The sequence below is a fragment of the Robertmurraya korlensis NBRC 107688 genome (assembly GCF_001591645.1).
GTDB lineage: Bacteria > Bacillota > Bacilli > Bacillales > Cytobacillaceae > Robertmurraya_A.
Genome location: NZ_BCVH01000007.1, coordinates 68,615 through 86,856, shown reverse-complemented (window position 1 = coordinate 86,856; position 18,242 = coordinate 68,615). Strand labels below are relative to the sequence as shown.

Below are 18,242 nucleotides of genomic sequence, written 5' to 3'. Positions count from 1 at the left end.
GACCTATTAAACTCCTTTTTGAGAAATCATATCTTTATGAGACTTTATTTTTACTTTCTTTTTTTGCTTAAGCTTTTGAATCGGTTTCGAAATAACATGCATCAGCCCTTTTGGTAAAAACATCATAATCAAAATTATAATTAATCCGTAGACAACAATCTCCACTTCTCCACTAATGCCAAAATAAGTGTGTCCTACAAAGCGAATGATCTCATTCAAAAACATAATAACTGTAGTTCCTAGAATCGCACCCCAAACGGAGCCTGCCCCTCCAACCATTACCATAATTAAAAACAAGATTGATTTTGTTATATAAAATGTAGGTGGAGCAACAAAGGTAATATAGTGAGCATACATACTTCCTGCTAGCGATGCAAAAGCAGCACTTAATGCAAAAATAGCAACTTTATAATTCTCCACTTTCACTCCAAGTGTCTCTGTTGCTATTTCACTGTCATGAATACTTCTTAACACTCTACCTACATGTGAGCGGACGATATTTAATGATAATAATAGAACAAGTAAAGCAGCCGTCCAAACAAAAAAGTAGAAAAATAATTTATCTGTAAGCGGTAATCCAAATAAAGACAATGACGGTATCCCTATTAAACCAGCGGCCCCGCCTGTCAACTGATTCAGACCTAAAATTAAAATATAAAATATGATGTTTATTCCAAGTGTTGCAAGAGCTAAAAAATGACCTTTCAATTTTAAAATTGGTATCCCAATTAGATAAGCGATAAAAAAAGTAGTAACCATTCCTATAACAAGTGCTAACCAGGGAGAAAGCTGAAAACTAGTAGTTAAAACACCCGACGTGTAAGCTCCTATTCCAAAGAAGGCTGCATGCCCGAGGGATATTTGTCCTGCATAGCCAATTAACAGACATAAACCTAGAGTAACGATTGAATAGATTCCTATTAATATTAAAATGGTAAAAATATACGAAGATTTTACAACGAAAGGTAACATCAAAATAAGTCCCACTAAAAATAGGAAAGGTTTCAATCGATTTCCATATAAGACTTTTTCCAGCTTCGACATCTATATTCCCCCCTACTAAACTCTCTCACCTGAGGCTCTTGCAAATATTCCATTTGGTTTAAAAAATAAAACAAGGATCAGTACGAGAAATGTTATCGCATCACTATAAAACGTGGAGATAAAACCTCCAGAAAAGGTTTCCAACAAACCGACAAGTAACGCACCTGCTACAGCCCCTGGGATACTATGCATTCCACCAATGACCATCCCAACAAACCCTTTGACACCAATTAGAAACCCCATTTCATACGTTGCGTCAGTAATAGGGGTAATCAAAATACCAGCAATAGCCCCTAATGCGGCTGCCAAAGTAAAAGCCAAGGCTGACATAGTACTTGGATTTATCCCCATAAGTTTCGCTGCACGTGGATTCTTTTCACAAGCTCGTAATGCGGAACCGATATAGGTTTTTTCAAAGAATACGTATAGTACAGCTAACAGGATCAATAAAACGATGAAAATAAAAATACTTTGAGGGTTAATAACAGCACCCATAAAATGAATAGGTTCCATTTTAATTAAGGGAGTAAGTTGCTTCGGATTGGTACCCCATATAATTAATCCCATCCCCTTTAAGAAGGTGGAAACCCCTATTGTAATAATGATTAAGATAATGACTGATGTATTTCTAGCATGAAGAATAGCCGTACGTTCCACTATTAACCCTATGGTAGCTGAGATAAGGATAGCAAAGATAATAGATGCATACATGGGTAGCCCTGCATTCACAAAAGTAATACAAGTCAGCGCACCAATCATCGCAAATTCACCCTGGGCAAAGTTTAATATTCCGGTAATGTTATAGACAGTCACAAAACCGATGGCTAGTAAAGCATAGATACTTCCAACTGTTAGCCCGGTTACGATATATTGCATTAGTAATTCCATGGAGGTACTCCTTTCTTAATACCAATGGCAGAACCTATGTTTCTACCATTGGTCTTTTTTATTCTTACGGTTTAGTTACTCAAAAAACAACGTTGAAACTAGTTCTACTCATAATACTTCCATTCATTATTCTCTATACCAAGAACTGAAAATCCATCTTCGTAAGGTCCTACATAATCGGATTGTAATTCGAATGAACCCGTTAACCCAGAATATTTATTGACTTCTGTCTTTAAGTAATTATGAATATCTTCAGAGGTGGTATTTCCTGCTTTAATCGCCTCAATTAATAGATGGAACCCATCCGCTGCATGTGCGGTAAAATTATCAGGATCACTATTAAACATTGTACGATAATCTTCACGGAACTTTTTTAATCGATCTTTTTGTTCTCCATTAGGTAACTGATCAACAACACTTAATTTACTTCCAATTACGTAGATATTTTCATTATTATCTTTCACTTGGTCTAAGAATCCTTTATTTGCAGAGGCAGAAGATTGAATCATAGGGATATCAAACCCAAGAGCTTTAAAATTACGAGCTACAATTCCAGCACCTGGTGTTCTTGACCAAACGATTACTGCCTCTGGATTCTTTTTCCGAATATTTGTTAATTGAACCGTCATATCCGTTGCAGTTGCATCAAATTCTTCATGTGCCACGATTTTTATGTCATTTTCTTTTGCTACCTTTTCAAAGGAAGGGAGACCTTCTACTCCAAATCCATCACGAGCATTAATCCAGGCTACTTTTGAAATATTATTTTCTTTTAAAAATTTAATTATTAAGCTAGCATTTGTTAAGTTACTTGGTGCCATTTGATAAATATCTTTCGCTTCAGGATTAACAGGAGCCACAGTCATCAATGGAATTCCCTCACCGGAAATCTTTGGTAATATTGCCATTGACGTACTAGCTTGAGTAGCACCTACAACCGCAACTACCCCTTCTGAAATTAACTTGTCTGCAGCAATTACAGCTTTTGTATCGTCCGTTTCATAGTCTTGCATAATAATTTCAATTTTCTTTCCATTGATTGTTCCTGCTTCATCTAATTGCTTCTGGATGAGCTTCACATAATTCGCCTGAGTTTTTCCTAAAGTAGAAGCGGGACCGGTTTCAGCAAATATAGCTCCAATTTTTATAACCTCTTTACCACCGTCACCATCTTTTTTATCATTACCCCCAGAAGTTTCCATGTTACAAGCGGACAAAGCTATGACTAAAATTAACATTAAACTAAACGAACAAATAGATTTACAAAGCTTTTTCATTTTTAGTCCCCCTTTTAAATCATGTTTAATTGCAACATAATGAATCTCCTATTACCCTGAAAGTAAAAAAAATAAAATTAATCTTTCACCTCCACTAAATCTGTTAACCTCCGCTATTTTGTATCCGCTTTCAAAACACCCGATAGAAATAACCTAGAACCTTTATAGAATACAAGGCAAAATTAGCGGAGAAGAAATATTATAGAATGTTCAGAAATATCTGTAATTAGATTATAATTGATGGATATTTTTAAAAATACCTACACCATAAACTAAAAAACAATATCAATTTCGTCATTTTTACGGAGAGGCTATGATTTATAAACTTTTTAATCAGAGAATCGTAAAACTCTCCTATTAATAGTAATTTGACTTAAAGAACTTCCAACAGATTTCTTGATAGAAAAAAAGAAAGCAAGGAACTATAAATTAGCCCCCTGCTTCTCACAAATTCATATAATATAATAGTTGCCCCTGCCAAGGAATTTCATTGTAACACATACTTCCGGCTAACCAAACACTTTCTATTTATAACCCTCCATAAATCACTGATCGAAGTCGTGGTTGGTGATATGCTTCAAAGTTAGGAAACATTTGCTGCATATATACGGCAGATAATTTTTCTTTTGGATCAATTAGCACCCATGTACCCGCTAAACCTGACCACCCAAACTCTCCTATTGTGCTATTGCTCCCAGCTTCAGCAGGATTCATTAATACTCTGACTCCTAATCCATATCCATACCCTTTAAGATAGTCCCAGTTAAAGTCTGAAAAATGCTCAGGTGATAAATGGTTGCTGGACATTAGTTCAACCGTCTTCCGACTTAATACTCTCACCCCGTCAAGCTCACCGCCATTTGCGAGCATATGAGCAAAGCGACTATAATCATCAAGAGTTGATAGCAATCCAGCTCCACCGCTTTCGAACATGGTGCCCGGCTGGTAATTCCCATCAATTAATTGGTTTTCAGTTAATATACCGTTTTCACTTCGATCATAAAGACTGCAAAGACGGTCTCTTTTTTCTTCTGGAATTTTAAAGAATGTATCCTTCATTTTTAGTGGGTCAAAAATTTCATCCTCTAAAAATTGTCCGAATGTTTTTCCGGATAAAACCTCCACTAATGCACTTAGTACATCATGACTGAATCCGTATTGCCATTTCGTACCTGGATCAAAAGCTAGTGGAATCTCTGCTAACATTTTAGATAAACTTCGAACGTCGAAATGATCAGTATCTCCACTTTGCATGACACGCTTTAAAGCCTCTTTTACTTGACGTTCTGTTTCGTTACCATCCCCTTCATAGGTTAATCCAGATGTCATAGTGAAAAGATCTTTCACCTTAATTGAACTAGCAGCAGGAGAGGTATATACTTCTCCCGAATCATTTTTCCTGTAAACGAGAGGGTTTTTAAATTCTGGCAGATACTCTTCAAGCGGGTCATTCAACAAAAACAAACCTCGCTCATACAGCATCAGTGCCGCGACACAGGTCACAACTTTCGTGTTGGAATATATTCTATAAATAGTATCAGGTGCAATCGGCTTTTCTGCTTCTACATTTGCATATCCAATATAATCCTCAAACACCTTCCTACCTTGATGATAGACTGAACAGGCACAACCGGCAGGACCTTTTTCTACAAAGCTATTTAGTAGTGTACGTAATTGGGGGCTCGATTCCAATTTAGTTCCTCTCCTTATTACCCATTATTTGAAAGCGTTTCATACACTACTATTATAGTACTTTTGTTAATTTTAGGTAATGTGTAAACTACTGAATAACAAAAGATTGACTAAGATTCTTTAATGTATATAGCCTTGCTGTTAAAATAAATAAATCATTGTAGTTATATTGTACATATTCATCAATAGTGGTGAGTCCTTTTTGGAAGCTATCTACTAAATAATACGTGTACTTTTCGTCCCATTCAAACTGGTTGATTCTATGAAGTTCATCCGCAATAATTTTGAATTTATATTCCTTAATAAATAGTTTTACTTGATACATTTTATCCGCATCGACCATGAAGTTATTTTTATGCTTCTCAACATACAGAAGAAAACCCTTTATATTTTCAGCGAGTAGAAGTGCTTTTTGCATTTTATGATTCATACCCTCATCTCCTTAGAAACAATGTTCTAAGAAAATTGTATGAGAATAGATGATGCTATATCACCGTATATAAACATTATTAAAAGAATAACATTTATATAATATTCCGAACATTTAATCTTCTTGTCATTTTCTTTTTATTTTTCTATCCAAAATCCTCTGTCAACCCGCAAAGTAGTTGATTTAGCAACTTCCACCATTTTTACCCATCGTTACGTTTTCACTATTTATATTAACTAAAAGAAAATTCAAATATTTCAATATAATAATTTATTTCACAATTTATAATATTCGTGTTAAACTAACAGGTATTAACGCAGCAAAGCAAAATAGCTTTGTACTTTGCCTTTATCATTAAATTATAAAATCGGAGGGTCAAATGAAAAATCTATTTCTTAAGTGGAACGAAGTGAGCTTAGTCAAACGTATCCTCGTTGGTATGATTTTGGGGATTATTTTTGCTTTAGCCATTCCTGATGCTACCAAATGGGTCTCTATTTTCGGTTCATTATTCGTTGGAGCACTAAAGGCTGTTGCCCCAGTGTTAGTTCTGTTCTTGGTTATGCATGCCATTTCTAAGCATAGAAGTGGTCAGCAAACAAATATGAAATCCATTGTAGGATTATATGCTGCAAGTACGTTTTTAGCCGGACTTGTTGCCGTTGTAGCAAGCTTTATCTTCCCAGTCAGCTTAACACTTACATCAGGGGCTGAGGACCTTACACCTCCGGGTGGAATTGTAGAAGTTTTACGAACATTATTATTTAATATTGTTGATAACCCAGTAAATGCTTTAATCAATGCCAACTATATCGGTATTCTTACTTGGGCTATCCTTCTTGGAATTGCTTTACGTAGTGCTAATGACTCTACAAAAAACTTACTAGAGAGCTTTTCAAATGCGATCTCTCAAATCGTTAAATGGGTCATAAACTTAGCACCAATTGGTATCATGGGACTTGTATACGATGCGATTGTAGCAAACGGACTATCTGCTTTATTAGACTATGGAAAATTACTTCTTGTTCTAGTCGGTTGTATGTTCTTTGTTGCTCTTGTTGTGAATCCAATCATTGTTTATGTAAATGTTCGTACAAATCCATATCCATTAGTGTTTAAATGCCTAAAAGAAAGTGGAATCACTGCCTTTTTCACTCGTAGTTCAGCGGCAAATATTCCTGTAAACATGACATTATGTGAAAAACTAGATTTAGATAAGGACACATATTCTGTTTCAATTCCACTTGGTGCAACCATTAATATGGCAGGTGCAGCAATCACGATTTCTGTTCTGACTCTTGCAGCTGTTCACACTCTTGGTATTCAAGTAGATATTGGTACTGCTCTTATCCTTAGCGTTTTATCAGCAGTTTCTGCTGCAGGTGCATCAGGTGTTGCTGGTGGTTCACTCCTACTTATTCCTTTAGCTTGTAGCTTATTTGGAGTTTCTAATGATGTGGCCATGCAGGTAGTTGCAGTAGGTTTCATTATCGGTGTGGTACAGGATTCTTGTGAAACGGCTCTTAACTCATCATCTGACGTCCTGTATACAGCAACTGCTGAATACGCGAAAAAGCGTAAAGAAGGTAAAGTTGTTAAGATTAGTGCGTAAATCAACTAACAAACCCCATTCACAGTCGTGAATGGGGTTTGTTCTTATTACTTCTTTACCTCCATATAATAATGGGCAATAATCAACTCCTTAATTAACTCGTCGTAACTAACTGATTTACTAGTTTCTTTATCATAATGATCCTTTAACTCATTTAACATTCCAGATAACTTGCTATCCAACGAAATTATTTGTTCCATTATATCTCCCTCCAAATCATTCTAGAGGTAGTGTGAGGGAATTACTTATTAAATATACAATGAACGAGACAGAAACCCTTATTGATTTTTTGAATAGGTAAATTGCACGTGAGAAAAAGTAGCTGTATTTAAATTATTTAGTTCATTATCAACCTTGTTCCCATCTACAGCAAACCCAATATAAACCTTTTGATTCATATCTATTGTTCGTTCTCCGATAAGAGTCCAGTTGATTCCATCAACGGATCCTTCTGCTCGAAACACATCCCCTGTTCGTTTCAGCTTTAGGTAATACCCAAGAGAATGCTCTTTATCTTTAAACGGTATATCATTTAGTAACGCAACACCCGATTCAATGGCGCTACTTGGTGAATCAAGGTTCTCACCTAATTTGTCCATATTCCCACCTACTTCATATCGTGAGGCTAAATAAGCTGACCAAGGATTTCTATAATGGGTGGTTTCTTTCCCTGTTAGCGGGTCCTTTTCCTTCCACGAATAAGATTTTGTATAAGAAAGGCCTAAGGCTACTGTTTTCGCATCTTTTTCAAGCCCCTCTCGTATCATTAATCCCGCAAATGCATGATGATCGACAGGCGTCATGGTTTCTACTTTAGTAATTAATTCTCCGTCTCCTGCCAAGTTACGATAAGCAAAATGAAAATCATCGTCATTTTTTTCTAGCTTCCCTGAACCTTTAACTATCATCCCATTACTGTGGATAGAGGCATGACCAGGGACCCCTGGATTTCCAATATCAACAGACTTCCACTGCTGTATGTTACTATCCGTATTTACATGTATGGCCGAAGCAGTAGCGTGTGTTTGGAGGCCAGTTTTATCTGTCACTTTTGCAGATATATAATACGTACCATCAGGCAGATTGGTATGAACTACATATGGTTCACTTGTTACCGTTCCAATCATCTTATGCCCATTATAAAATTCTACTTTTTCAATGTCTGACTTCGCTGTTATGTTTGCTTCAATTGTAATCAAATCACTTGTTTTATAAATCTGATTATTAGTTGGTGATGTCAATGAAATCTCAGGATTTTCTGGTATATATTCCATATCAATCAACGAATTTACGTAATTTTCAATATTGGTATAGCCACTATGGTCTGCTGATAACACTTTGCTATCATTAGCATTGTTTGGATCTAACCCATTTTTGAACTCCCAATCATCGGATATCCCATCTTGATCTCTATCGAAATTTTCTGACCGATAAATCGTTTCAGTATAGGGAAGTCCTCCCACTTCTTCATGGTGATTCACAAATCTACCTAAATCTTTCTTCACTTCATTAATAATCCGTGCATCCAATGCATCCCGTTTTGGATAGGTTGCTCCTGCTTTTTCTAGAACCTCTTTGTATGCTTGTTCAGCAGATGTTGTTCGTAGTGCTCTCTCAGAAGTTCCATCCATCTTAAACTCTTCATTGACAATCTCTGTCGTTGGGGTAGCACTTTCCGATACATAAACTCCTTTAGAATTATCGCTGGATACTTCCTCATTTCCTTCAATTACATTCCCAGAAATGTAAAACTTGCCTGGTTTCCCTTTTTCCCCAGCATCAATTACACGTGACTCAACACTAGTACGTGTACCTAGTCCCGCTTTCATATAGTTATTCATATAATTAGCATAGGAACGGCCGCCACCGTATGCGGTATTAAAACCCCAGTTGTAAATGACATTATTTCTTATATCAAATAAGCCGATGTGGTTGTTGTCATCTGCCTCTACAGTCCCTCCACCTAACCGAGGATTACGCGAAGTATGATTGGCTACTAGATTGTGATGATACGTAGTATTTACTCCTCCCCAAATCCCACCGTACCCATGACGTCCTTTCGTATGGCCGCTCATGGCTAAACTTTCAGCAACAATCGACCATTGGACAGTCATGTTTTCTGCACGATACAATGACATCGTCTCATCAGTAGACCAACTTGTTGATATATGATCGATCATCACATTTTTCATACTTCTACCCCAAATCGCGTCCATTGAGTCTCCCTGGTGCACATTGTCAGCACCTGGACGAAAACGAAGATAACGAATAATGACATTTTCAGAGTCACTGATATTTGTTTCGTAACCAGTAAGTGTAATTCCATCTCCAGGAGCGGTTTGCCCGGCTATCGTTAGATTTTTTCTGTTTTTCAATGATAAAGGTTGTTTTAGATGTATAACTCCCGATACTTGAAATACAATAAATCGATTGTCTTGACTTACAGCATCGCGCAAAGATCCTTTAATGGCTCTTTCACCTGATGCATAATCCTCTAATGTAGTAACAATATAGACATCACCATAGCGTCCTCCGGAAGTATAACGTCCTCCACCTTCCGCACCCGGAAAGGCTAGTACACTTCCCGCTTGATGATCGGTTGCATGGACGATGTGCGTCTTCTGTTTCGTTGGGGGGATAGCAAAAGTTGATATAGCTAGTACCGTCGTTACTAGGTAAGTAAGGACTTTCTTTCTATTAATTGACTGTAATTTCATGGGATCATCCTCTCCTTTAAATAGAAGATTATATTCAAAATCTGTTAATCTTGAAATCTATCTAAGCCTTGATATTCGAAATAATCAAAATCAGCATAGGAGCCAGCTTTCTGATCCATATCATGAACTGCAATTCCTACAAAATTCCCAGTGAATCCTCCCGCTAAAAATAGCAGTTCCTGAGAATCTCCAATATCCAGCCAATAAGCTTTGCCTGCCATTCGATAATAGAATTTCCCTATTGGTCCATCGACCTCAACCTTTAGTTCTACCTCTCCATCCTCTAGTGGGATGATGATTGGAAAAAGAGTGTACACCCCGTCTTTGCACTGCATTAATCGTATGACACGTCCTAAAACCTCATCATAAGTTAAGTACGCATAAAGATAATTACTGTCATTTAAATACAATAGTAATCCAGCCATTTGATTATAGGTTTTTGGGGTATAGTCTATTTTCGTTAACGCATGAAAACAGAAATCTTTTTGACGAATAGCTAATATATGATGTTCAAACAAGGATTGGATGGAATCGCCTGATATGATACGCACATAACCGGAACGACTCTTAAGATTACACCAAGAATCATCCGCTAAGATACGTAAGGTATTCCACTCCTTATCAAGAACATCCTTAAAATCATCTCGGAAGTCGGTTTTCATTGATTGAATCAGTGGTTTGTCAGTTATGATTTCTGTTTCAATTAATGGTCCATTCCCCCCCTCTACTAGTCGAAGCCAGCCATCTTCTGTCCAATATACCTCCTGGATCGCCGTTTCACGCCCTAGTATGGCGGCTTTCGCTAGTAACGGCCGAGTACATAAATAAACCATATACCAATTCCCAAGTGGTGATTGAACAATACTGCCGTGGCCCGAGCATTGTAACGGGGATTCAGGTTTATCACTAGCTGTTAACATCGGATAGCTCGGATCCAATTCGTATGGTCCTGTAATATTCTTTGACCGACATACGGTAACCGAATGTCCGGATCCTGTGCCTCCTTCCGCTGTGATTAAATAGTAATACTCTCCATGATGGTAAATATGAGGTGCTTCCGTTTTTGCTAATTCTGTTCCATCAAAAATTTTATATACGGGTCCAACCAAACGCTTTTGTTCCTCATCAAATTCTTGGAGAACCACACCTGCAGACTTGTTCCCTGTTGTCATTCGATAATCCCAAATTTCATTTAATAACCATTTCCGTCCATCACTATCATGAAATAAGGATGGATCAAACCCGCTGCTATTTAAATAAACGGGATTGGACCATGGTCCTTTTATACTCGGAGCCGTGATTAAGTAATTATGGCTATCCTTAAATGGACGGTTTGTACTTTTCACATCGGTATAAACTAGGTAAAAAACCCCATCATTGTAACTAATCTGCGGTGCCCAAATGCTACCGTTTTTTGGATTCCCACGTAAATCTACTTGATTGGTAAGAATATCTGTTTCATGTTCCCAGTTGACTAAATCCTTTGATTGATAAACCCGGACTCCTGGTAGCCATTCAAAGGAAGACACGACAATATAATAAGTATCCTCTGCCTTAACAATACATGGATCAGGATTAAAACCTTGTAAAATGGGATTAACTATTTTTGTTCGATACATAAACTATCTCCTCATCTCTCACTTTTCTAAAAAGGCATAATCCTGATGTTACAAAAAAGAAAAAAGCGATTGGAAAAGCAATCATTTGAGTACCAATCAAAGTAGCTAAGCCTGCTAACGAAAAAAATAGAGCTGCTCTTTTAGGAAATTTATTTTTCAAGATTGAAAGAGTCGCTATAACAGCGCTTATAAGTACGATTAATAGCGTTATACCAAACCATACCGCTATCGCTTTCATTGCTTCAAAGCTCTGAGAAAGGTCATGGATCGAGACACCTTCTTGCAATATCGGAAAAACCGATTTTGCAAAAGTACCTTCCTCCATCGTGGTCATCGTCAATGAAAACCCACCTAGCATAATGACACAAAGTATGGCTCCTATTAATCCAATGATTACTTCCCATTTTCGCTTCATAGATATGATCCTTTCCCTTTCGAATCTATTCAATCAACTGAATCCAATGGATCGGTTTTATCTTTTTAATCTGATATTTATTTTTTTCTTCTCTGTACGTTACAGTGGTTCTGTTTAGCTTGTTTCCCCAATCGTTCCATCTATCCTCGTGAATATGTGGCCCAATTAAACAATTAATAAATTCCGTTTTTGAATAGGGACGCCAGGGTCTCCCTAAAAAAACATTGTTTACATCAGCTTCTGATGTAATGTAACAACCATAAAAGGTAAAGCCATTTTTCTCCTTGGAAGTGGAAGCGGCTGTAATATATCCTTCTTTGTTTTGGGGCCTTTTTAATGACTTGATTTCACAGGCTTTGAAAAGCGCCTCTCCCCCACCAAAGATAAAATCAACGGTGCCTTCTATGAAACATTCAGTAAAATAACATATATTTTCTTGATATTTCGTTTTTATGTTTGGAGTTGAAAAGCACTTCCCATTCTTTTGAACGTCTGGCAAGGGACCCAGACATACCGTGTCCTGATACCCCTTGAAGGAACAGTTCCTAAAGGTGATTTGATTTCCTTCATTGTACAAAGCAACTGCCTGACCCACCTTTTCACCTGGTCCAGCATTATTAATAATCTCGAAATTTTCGAAAGTAACATTTTCACCGTTGATAAACAGCGTGGACGTTAAAAAAGTGCCTATTTCCCTTTGATACTCATCCTTTTGTAATGCGTATCGATTTCCAATCACCTTTACCGTTCCAATACCTTTTAATAATATATTGGATTGATATAAGCTGATATTTTCATAGTAGTCACCACTTAAAACGGTTATCTTAACTGGACCCCATACCGTATCACAGCTATCTATTGCCTCCTGAATACTAGTAAAATCGCATATCCCATGTTTTCCGACAACCAGTTGTTTAACAAAGCTTAAAGATGCTTCTTTAGGAAAGTTTTCCATTCTTCTCTCATTTCCTTTGTCTCTTGATGTCCTCCCGTAAGGATCCGGCATTCCCAATTAAAAGGAACATCATGTTCTTTATAGGTCTTTCTCAATTGTTCATCTAACCATTCTGCTCCATCTATTGGACACATCCGATCATCCTTTCCTATTAAACTAAGCCTTGGTCTGGGGGCAATCAGTTCCTGAACACCTAATGTAGAAAAATCCTTTAGAAACCTTGGTATATAATAATAGAAACCATGATGATCTAACCCTCTCTTTTTGATTAGAGTTTCTAAGTGGACCTGTGCTGCAATGTCTACCGTTACTCTAATCCGTTCGTCTAAAGCGGCTAACCACCAGCTCATTAAACCACCCATAGACATTCCAATCGTTGCGATCTTATTACAATTAATTTCTGGTCGAGTTCCTAGGTAATCTAATAGGCTCATATTATCGAATATACGCATCCCCCACAAAGTTTCACCGTTTAAAAGCATTTCCTTTACCATTTCACTTTCCTGTTTCCCTTTTCTTTGATTAAATCCCCACATATCAATGGAACAGACGGCATATCCGAGCCCTGTAATTTCTTCAATGAAGGGAGGACTTTGTAAATAAGGGCTGCTCGTTAACAGTTCTTCCTTCCCAAGCTCGAAATTCCCACCATGAGAGTGATTATAGATAACAATAGGTAAAGGTAGATCCGCATTCAAAGGTTTCGCCAAATAAGCTGGAACTGTTTCAATCCCATTTACATTCAACATTAAATGCTCTAATACATAGCTGGAACTTTGTTCTACTTGTAGAACCTTCCCAAAAATTCTCTTTGGTTTTGAACGTTCACCTAATAACTCCAAAAGCTGCCTTCGTCTTTCTTCTATCATTTCACTCCTACTTCCCTAAGAAGCAGTTCTTCTGATTTCGTATTTTTTGATTTGCAATGAACTACTTCAACATCCTCGCTACATTCGATATGAAAAGCTGGACCTTCATGATTCTCTACCGTGACTCGATGGAATCGGATGTCTCGGGCAAACCCTACGTAAAATCCACGGTTATTCATTTCTTCTATCCCTGCCATCATAGCAGGTTTTCCAGGAATGGCATTTTCAGTCATTGAGATATCAATGTGGTCGAATGTAATTTCAGATACATACTGTTCTGCTAGCCCGTATATAAAGCCAGCGGATGCATGAACATTCCGTGCTGATATATTAGCAAAGTGAATCCTCCTAAATATCGGTGTTTCATCAGTTATTGGATAAGGATTTTTATCCCAAACATATTTGTCTTTTCCTCGAGGTCCACAAAAATAATACAAATTTAAAATAAATGGACAGATCACTCGCTCCATCACAATATTGTTAATCCGGATATCCTCTACAACACCACCACGTCCTCGACGGGACTTCAACCGAATCCCCCTGTCCGTATCCTGAAAGATACAGTTACTAATCGTCACATTTCGAATATCTCCACTCATTTCACTACCCAGTACTATCGCTCCATGACCATGAACCATTGTACAGTTTGTTATGGCAATGTTCTCACAGGCAACTCTTTCTTCCGTATCTTCTGTACCGGATTTGATTGCAATACAATCATCACCGACATCAATATGACAGTTTGAAATTCTTACATTCTTACACGACTCTGGGTTGATACCGTCTGTATTTGGAGAGTCTGCTGGATTAAAAATTGATACATTATCAACAGTAACATCATGACAACGAATCGGATTTACAGTCCAACTAGGGGAGTTGATTAAGGTTACATCTCTAATCGTAATGTGCTTACATCCGTCAAAACTTATTAATTTTGGCCTTGGGTAAGAAAGCTTTTGTTGTTCATTCCGAAAAATCTGCCACCAGCTCCTACCATTCCCATCGATGGTTCCAAAGCCTGTAACAGCAATATTTTTGGCATCCTCTGCATATAAACAGGAAGCATAAACTTCCCGTTTCACTCCTTCCCAGCGAGAGACAACTACCGGATAGTCCTCTTGCTGATCAGAGAATTTTAAGGTTGATCCTGGGGACAAGTAAAGTTCAATATTGTCTTTTAAAAATAAAGCCCCTGTTACATATTCTCCTGCAGGAATAACAATTCGTCCCCCACCATTCGTATAGGCCTCATCAATAACCCGCTGAATCTCTTCCGTCCATAACTGTCCATCACGTGATTCACGATTAGCAGAAATATGATAAGTTGTCATTTCTTTGCTCCTTATTCATCACTTCTTCAAACTCAGCCAATGCCTGTAAGAATGCCCCTAGACCTTTTTGATCATTACAAATAACCGGCTCACTAATGTAATACGTGTAGGTTCCATCACGTAGATCTGCTCCACCAAGACCAGCAACCTGACAGTTTTTATTTAAATTTACCCATCCCTCTTTTGTTAACAAAACAAATTCGTCCAGCAACCCTTGATGGGATTTCACTAATTGTTTTTCCCATTCTTCTCTATCAAGAACTCCAAGACGTATCCCTCTTGCTATTGCACAAACAAACATGCTGCTACAAGATGCTTCTAAATAGTTTCCTTTCTCACCCGCCTTATCAGTTACCTGATACCAAACACCACTTTTAGGATCTTGATAGTTTACTAGTGCTTGTAGAGTTCGGTTGAGCATTTGGACTAGTAAGTCTCGGCCCTCCGTTTCCCTTGGAAGGATTTCTAATGTGTCTACAATTGCTAATAAATACCATCCCATTGAACGTCCCCAAAAGTTCTCTGACAACCCTGTATTTGTATCAGCCCAAGGCTGAACTTTTCTCTCATCCCATGCGTGATATAAGAGGTTCGTCTTTTGATCAAGCAAGTGCTGGTAACTAACCCGAAATTGCCGAATAATGTCTTCTATGCCTTCTCCATGGGCAAACGTTGTTTGAAATTCTGCATAGAAAGGCGATCCCATGTACAGACCATCAAGCCAAATCTGATAAGGATATATTTGCTTATGCCAAAACGCACCTTCAGAGGTTCTCGGGTGTGTCTGTAATTGTTTGCGTAATAACTCACAAGCTTTCTTATACTTTTCTTCTCCAGTTTCTTTATATAATACAAATAACAGTTTTCCGTTATTAATATGGTCGATATTATATTCGTCCAATTCATACCCTTTAATGGAACCATCCTCTTGAATGAAATAATCCATATTCTCTTTTATATAGGTAAAGTACTTTTCTTCTCCTGTTATCTTCCATACTGTCTCAAATCCTTTAAGGACGACACCATAATCATAGGACCACTTTCCGTTGTATCCTTTGTCCTCATAAAGTCGAGGAAGCCTTTCCATAATTGAGTTTGCTGTTCGAACCGACCAATTCATAACTACCCATCTCCTTTTTTAAATACTCTTCATACATAGGTTAAGATATAGAATGGAGGTATTTCTATTGAATAATACCCAATAGAAAAACCCCCATTTTCATTAGTTCGCTTCTTTGTACGCTGACTTATATTCCTCTTTAATCGCTTTTCCGCCTTGTTCATTCCAGCTCTTAACTGCATCTTTAAAGTCAGCAAGAGAAATTTCACCTAAAATATATCGATAAGTTGCGTCGGTAATAACCTTTTGTAATTCCGACCCTTGCGTCGTAAAGGTTGGAGATTCTAATGGAAATGCAGGGTTAAAGACAGCATATTTTTCATTTTCAGCTATCTTCTCATCTGCTTCCGTTTTAATCGGATTAGGATCTTTTAGACCATATCCAGTTTCTTTTGGACGAGATGCGGCAAACGGTTGAACTTCTTGCTGCCATAAATCCTGATTAATAATTTCATAGGCCCCTTCCTCATTCAGCTTGTAATGCGTTCCTTCGACCCCATAGGTCATTAACGTATAGATTTCTGGTTCTAATAAATCGTTCACAAACTGTAAGACTCGTTTTAGCTCGGCCTCGTCCTTAACTTCTGAACGAGGGAATGCAATTAATCCGCCAATTCCGTTCCCTGCAGACCAAATGGCTCTGTCAGGATTTGTATCAGAAACCATATCATTTACTAACGCTAATTCCATATTATCCTGAATTCCTGCACCCATCGTCTGTAGATTTTTTGCATCAAACAAGGCTCCAACATAAATACCTGCTTTACCTTGAGCAAAATTTTGTTGTTGATCCGTTTTTGCTGTTACTGCAAAATCCTTGTTAATCCAACCGTTTTCGTAAAGTTCTTTCATATAATCCATCGTTTCGATATATTCATCTGTTTCAAACTCAGCTTGAAAATTCCCTTTGCTATCCACTTGCCAATTATTTGGTGTTCCGAAATAGGAACCTAGTGTTTTAAATGCACCGTAAATCAAATCACTTCGATCCATAAAACCTGTCGTATCATTTTTTCCATTTCCATCAGGATCTTTTTCTGTAAACGCTTTCGCAACTTCCATCAGTTCGTCGGTTGTTTTAGGAACAGATAGACCCACTTTCTCTAACCAATCTTTTCGAATAACCACACCATTTCTTGCTTTGTCCTTTTGAAAAGGAATCCCATACAGCTTTCCTTCAATCGACGCTGACTTACGTGTCTCCTCTGAGATTGCCTTTAAATTTGGATATTCATCTAAGTACTCTTCCACGTTCCAGAACATTCCTGATTTTAATGCATTGCGGACAGAGGAATTCTCTAAAATCGTCAATGTAACAATATCTGCTAGAGAATCAGATGCTAATGCTGTATTAATACGCTCTTCCTTAGAAGCATCTGGTATCCATGAGAAACTAATTTCTGTATTCGTTTTTTGTTCAATCAGATCTAATACAGTGTCAGTAGGAGGAGATGCCGTATGCAATACGTTTAACCATGTAATTTCAGTTTTACTGTTGTTATCCTTTTCTCCCTCAGAGGATTTGCTACCAGAAGTTGAATCACTGCAACCTGCCATTAACAACATACTTGCCAAACTAATACTAGCTAACTTTGAATTCATGCGTTTTTTCATCCCTATTCCCCTTTTCATTTTCATAATTAATATGTTTCCTCAGCTCTTCTCCATTTGCTATTTCCATTCTAGTAAATACTTGGTTTGCCGTCCAAGTAATCAGATAGAATAAGAAACTCATACCGAAAAAGGTAAGGACGCCAGGAAAAAAGTTAGTTACTACCCAATAAAAAACACCTAACACAAAACCTAATACAAGTGAATATTGCAGACAAGCTACACCGAATAGAAAAGACATTCTAATCTTAAAGAACATGCCTTTCCAATCATAATGAGCCATGATAGGAAAAATATAAACGAGTGATAACAAATACATGAAGCTTATAACAAATAAAGCAGCTCTTCCATACCAGTTGGTAACATACAGTAAATCAACAGTTAAAATGACTCCAACAGCTAAATAGAGCCAACTGACGATAACAGATTCCTTAAAGTTCTCTTTGTAATACTTCCAAAAAGTTTTGAAAACGGATACGTTTTGATTCCCACGAATCCATTGTCTACAAATGCTCACTAAGGCGTAAGTAGAGGGGCCAATTCCGAATAGAATCAATCCTAATAAAGTAAAGAGAACCCATAAAAAATTCACATACACGAGGTTTAGGATGATCGTTAAGAAATGATTTACTTTTTCAACTGACTTCAGCATGGTTACCCTC

At 37.5% G+C, this 18,242-nt stretch carries 16 protein-coding genes; 1 reads left to right on the top strand and 15 read right to left on the bottom strand.

Annotation, left to right across the window (positions count from 1 at the left end):
• Positions 1-6: 6 nt before the first annotated feature.
• The 5 genes from BKO01S_RS11625 to BKO01S_RS11605 all read right to left on the bottom strand — a co-directional run bounded on the left by BKO01S_RS11625 (position 7) and on the right by BKO01S_RS11605 (position 5,331).
• Positions 7-1,044 carry a branched-chain amino acid ABC transporter permease gene (locus BKO01S_RS11625; protein ID WP_066053700.1) on the bottom strand — a complete coding sequence of 346 codons (1,038 nt, stop codon included), beginning with the start codon at positions 1,042-1,044 and terminating at the stop codon, positions 7-9.
• Between the two features lie 15 nt (positions 1,045-1,059).
• Complete coding sequence (locus BKO01S_RS11620) at positions 1,060-1,932, bottom strand: branched-chain amino acid ABC transporter permease (protein WP_066053697.1); 873 nt, start codon at positions 1,930-1,932, stop codon at positions 1,060-1,062.
• Between the two features lie 104 nt (positions 1,933-2,036).
• Positions 2,037-3,209 (bottom strand): ABC transporter substrate-binding protein, encoded by a 1,173-nt coding sequence (locus BKO01S_RS11615; RefSeq protein ID WP_066053694.1) that lies wholly within the window; start codon positions 3,207-3,209, stop codon positions 2,037-2,039.
• 528 nt (positions 3,210-3,737) lie between these two features.
• Positions 3,738-4,901, bottom strand: coding sequence for a serine hydrolase domain-containing protein (locus BKO01S_RS11610; protein WP_066053691.1), 1,164 nt, complete (start codon positions 4,899-4,901; stop codon positions 3,738-3,740).
• An 88-nt stretch (positions 4,902-4,989) separates the two neighbouring features.
• Positions 4,990-5,331 (bottom strand): hypothetical protein, encoded by a 342-nt coding sequence (locus BKO01S_RS11605; protein ID WP_066053688.1) that lies wholly within the window; start codon positions 5,329-5,331, stop codon positions 4,990-4,992.
• Between the two features lie 379 nt (positions 5,332-5,710).
• Here BKO01S_RS11605 and sstT point away from each other — a divergent pair, with 379 nt between their 5' ends.
• Positions 5,711-6,943 carry a serine/threonine transporter SstT gene (sstT, locus tag BKO01S_RS11600; RefSeq protein WP_066053685.1) on the top strand — a complete coding sequence of 411 codons (1,233 nt, stop codon included), beginning with the start codon at positions 5,711-5,713 and terminating at the stop codon, positions 6,941-6,943.
• A gap of 47 nt (positions 6,944-6,990) precedes the next feature.
• Here sstT and BKO01S_RS24380 read toward each other — a convergent pair whose 3' ends face one another.
• The 10 genes from BKO01S_RS24380 to BKO01S_RS11555 all read right to left on the bottom strand — a co-directional run bounded on the left by BKO01S_RS24380 (position 6,991) and on the right by BKO01S_RS11555 (position 18,232).
• Positions 6,991-7,143: a hypothetical protein gene (locus tag BKO01S_RS24380; RefSeq protein ID WP_157077357.1), complete on the bottom strand. Its 153-nt coding sequence runs from the start codon at positions 7,141-7,143 to the stop codon at positions 6,991-6,993.
• A 78-nt stretch (positions 7,144-7,221) separates the two neighbouring features.
• Positions 7,222-9,660, bottom strand: coding sequence for an Ig-like domain-containing protein (locus BKO01S_RS11595; RefSeq protein WP_066053682.1), 2,439 nt, complete (start codon positions 9,658-9,660; stop codon positions 7,222-7,224).
• 44 nt (positions 9,661-9,704) lie between these two features.
• Positions 9,705-11,279, bottom strand: a complete 1,575-nt coding sequence (locus BKO01S_RS11590) for a glycoside hydrolase family 43 protein (RefSeq protein ID WP_066053681.1) — start codon at positions 11,277-11,279, stop codon at positions 9,705-9,707.
• Positions 11,257-11,694 carry a DUF4064 domain-containing protein gene (locus tag BKO01S_RS11585; protein WP_066053678.1) on the bottom strand — a complete coding sequence of 146 codons (438 nt, stop codon included), beginning with the start codon at positions 11,692-11,694 and terminating at the stop codon, positions 11,257-11,259. The genes BKO01S_RS11590 and BKO01S_RS11585 overlap by 23 nt, the downstream gene beginning before the upstream one ends.
• A gap of 25 nt (positions 11,695-11,719) precedes the next feature.
• The gene (locus tag BKO01S_RS11580) at positions 11,720-12,649 is read right to left on the bottom strand and encodes a pectinesterase family protein (RefSeq protein ID WP_066053675.1); all 930 of its coding nucleotides are present in this window, start codon (positions 12,647-12,649) and stop codon (positions 11,720-11,722) included.
• Entirely contained in the window at positions 12,619-13,518 is a 900-nt protein-coding gene (locus tag BKO01S_RS11575; RefSeq protein ID WP_066053670.1) for an alpha/beta hydrolase family protein, read from the bottom strand. The genes BKO01S_RS11580 and BKO01S_RS11575 overlap by 31 nt, the downstream gene beginning before the upstream one ends.
• Positions 13,515-14,849 (bottom strand): glycoside hydrolase family 28 protein, encoded by a 1,335-nt coding sequence (locus tag BKO01S_RS11570; RefSeq protein WP_066053667.1) that lies wholly within the window; start codon positions 14,847-14,849, stop codon positions 13,515-13,517. Before BKO01S_RS11570 ends, BKO01S_RS11575 begins: the two co-directional genes overlap by 4 nt.
• On the bottom strand, positions 14,824-15,969 hold the full coding sequence (locus BKO01S_RS11565; protein WP_066053664.1) for a glycoside hydrolase family 88/105 protein: 1,146 nt from the start codon (positions 15,967-15,969) through the stop codon (positions 14,824-14,826). Before BKO01S_RS11565 ends, BKO01S_RS11570 begins: the two co-directional genes overlap by 26 nt.
• A gap of 102 nt (positions 15,970-16,071) precedes the next feature.
• Complete coding sequence (locus BKO01S_RS11560; protein WP_066054072.1) at positions 16,072-17,601, bottom strand: extracellular solute-binding protein; 1,530 nt, start codon at positions 17,599-17,601, stop codon at positions 16,072-16,074.
• Positions 17,552-18,232 carry a YesL family protein gene (locus BKO01S_RS11555; RefSeq protein ID WP_084362049.1) on the bottom strand — a complete coding sequence of 227 codons (681 nt, stop codon included), beginning with the start codon at positions 18,230-18,232 and terminating at the stop codon, positions 17,552-17,554. The genes BKO01S_RS11560 and BKO01S_RS11555 overlap by 50 nt, the downstream gene beginning before the upstream one ends.
• Between the last annotated feature and the right edge of the window lie 10 nt (positions 18,233-18,242).

Excerpts from the sequence above, each read along its gene's own strand:
- BKO01S_RS11625 (WP_066053700.1), bottom strand. The coding sequence starts at position 1,044 with ATGTCGAAGCTGGAAAAAGTCTTATATGGAAATCGATTGAAACCTTTC.
- BKO01S_RS11620 (WP_066053697.1), bottom strand. The coding sequence starts at position 1,932 with ATGGAATTACTAATGCAATATATCGTAACCGGGCTAACAGTTGGAAGT.
- BKO01S_RS11615 (WP_066053694.1), bottom strand. The coding sequence starts at position 3,209 with ATGAAAAAGCTTTGTAAATCTATTTGTTCGTTTAGTTTAATGTTAATT.
- BKO01S_RS11605 (WP_066053688.1), bottom strand. The coding sequence starts at position 5,331 with ATGAATCATAAAATGCAAAAAGCACTTCTACTCGCTGAAAATATAAAG.
- sstT (WP_066053685.1), top strand. The coding sequence starts at position 5,711 with ATGAAAAATCTATTTCTTAAGTGGAACGAAGTGAGCTTAGTCAAACGT.
- BKO01S_RS24380 (WP_157077357.1), bottom strand. The coding sequence starts at position 7,143 with ATGGAACAAATAATTTCGTTGGATAGCAAGTTATCTGGAATGTTAAAT.
- BKO01S_RS11595 (WP_066053682.1), bottom strand. The coding sequence starts at position 9,660 with ATGAAATTACAGTCAATTAATAGAAAGAAAGTCCTTACTTACCTAGTA.
- BKO01S_RS11590 (WP_066053681.1), bottom strand. The coding sequence starts at position 11,279 with ATGTATCGAACAAAAATAGTTAATCCCATTTTACAAGGTTTTAATCCT.
- BKO01S_RS11585 (WP_066053678.1), bottom strand. The coding sequence starts at position 11,694 with ATGAAGCGAAAATGGGAAGTAATCATTGGATTAATAGGAGCCATACTT.
- BKO01S_RS11580 (WP_066053675.1), bottom strand. The coding sequence starts at position 12,649 with ATGGAAAACTTTCCTAAAGAAGCATCTTTAAGCTTTGTTAAACAACTG.
- BKO01S_RS11575 (WP_066053670.1), bottom strand. The coding sequence starts at position 13,518 with ATGATAGAAGAAAGACGAAGGCAGCTTTTGGAGTTATTAGGTGAACGT.
- BKO01S_RS11570 (WP_066053667.1), bottom strand. The coding sequence starts at position 14,849 with ATGACAACTTATCATATTTCTGCTAATCGTGAATCACGTGATGGACAG.
- BKO01S_RS11565 (WP_066053664.1), bottom strand. The coding sequence starts at position 15,969 with ATGAATTGGTCGGTTCGAACAGCAAACTCAATTATGGAAAGGCTTCCT.
- BKO01S_RS11560 (WP_066054072.1), bottom strand. The coding sequence starts at position 17,601 with ATGAAAAGGGGAATAGGGATGAAAAAACGCATGAATTCAAAGTTAGCT.
- BKO01S_RS11555 (WP_084362049.1), bottom strand. The coding sequence starts at position 18,232 with ATGCTGAAGTCAGTTGAAAAAGTAAATCATTTCTTAACGATCATCCTA.